1 protein-coding gene is annotated in these 1,313 nt (G+C 65.5%); it reads left to right on the top strand.

What is annotated here, in order from left to right:
* The first annotated feature begins 85 nt into the window (after nt 1-85).
* Nucleotides 86-1,126 (top strand): IS110 family RNA-guided transposase, encoded by a 1,041-nt coding sequence (locus ACZIRK_RS45180; protein WP_474419835.1) that lies wholly within the window; start codon nt 86-88, stop codon nt 1,124-1,126.
* The last annotated feature ends 187 nt before the right edge of the window (nt 1,127-1,313 follow it).

Below are 1,313 nucleotides of genomic sequence, written 5' to 3'. Positions count from 1 at the left end.
CCTGTGGTTGATGGGGTGGACGGCCCCCTACGGCATCAGTTGTGCCAGAATGAGGTTGTCGAAATCTCAAACGAGGGAGCCGTTCGTGACGCAGATTATCCGCATTGGAATGGATACGTCGAAGCATATTTTTCAGTTGCATGGGGTTGATGCGGCCGAGCAGGCGGTGCTGCGCAAGCGGCTGTCGCGCAAGCAGGTGCTGGAGTATTTCGCCAAGTTGCCGCCGACGGTGATCGGGATGGAGGCGTGCGGGGCTTCGCAATATTGGGCGCGGGAGCTTTCCAAGCTCGGTCACGCGGTGAAGCTGATGGCCCCGCAACTGGTGAAGCCCTACGTGCAGCGGAACAAGAACGACGGGCGGGATGCGGAAGGATTGTGTGAAGCCATGGGGCGGCCGCGCATGCGCTTCGTCCCGGTCAAGACGGCCGAGCAACAGGCCGCGCTGATGCTGACGGGGATCCGCGACGGACTGATCGCCCGGCGCACCCAGCTGAGCAATGCGATCCGCGGCTACGCCGCCGAGTTCGGCCTGATCGCCGCCAAGGGGGTGGAGAAGATCGAGCCGCTGTTGGCGCGGATTGCGCAGGACGAGAATCTTCCGGAGCTGGCGCGTGAGCTGTTCGTGGTGCAGGGGCGTGAATACGCAAGGCTCGGGACCGAGCTGAAGGAGATCGAGGCCAAGCTGTTGGCCTGGCACCGCGCCAATGCCGTCAGCCGGCGCCTGGCGCAAATCCCTTCGATCGGCCCGATCATTGCGACCAGGATGGTGATGAAGACGCCCGATCCAGCCGCGTTCCGCTCCGGCCGGCACTTTGCCGCGCATATGGGCCTCACACCAAAGGACCATTCCACCGGCGGCAAGACCAGGCTCGGCAAGATCACGCGGGCCGGCGACGAGGACCTGCGCCGCCTGCTGGTGATCGGGGCGACCGCGGTGATCCAGCAGGCGCGGCGCGGCCGCGGCCATCCCTGGGGCTGGCTGGTCGCGCTGCTCAAGCGCAAGCCGCCCAAGCTGGCCGCCGTGGCACTCGCCAACAAGGTGGCCCGCATCGCCTGGAAGCTGATGGTGACCGGCGAGAGCTACGACGCGGCGCGGATGAATGCCATGCCGGCAACCGCCGCCTGACAAAGATTGGCCGACCGGCGGGCTCGCGCGCCGGCCGACCCGGAAGCTGCAAGAGCAGATGGAGCGATCGATCAATCAACGAGGCGAGACATTCCGTGGGACCCATTGGCCGCCAGCAGGTCGCCAGGTTGTTTGGAGCTCGCCTCGCGCATCCCATCTTGGCCAGCGATCATCCGATCGCATCAAA

It is taken from the genome of Bradyrhizobium sp. Leo114, assembly GCF_055229415.2.
This window is presented reverse-complemented; position numbering and strand designations above follow the sequence as displayed.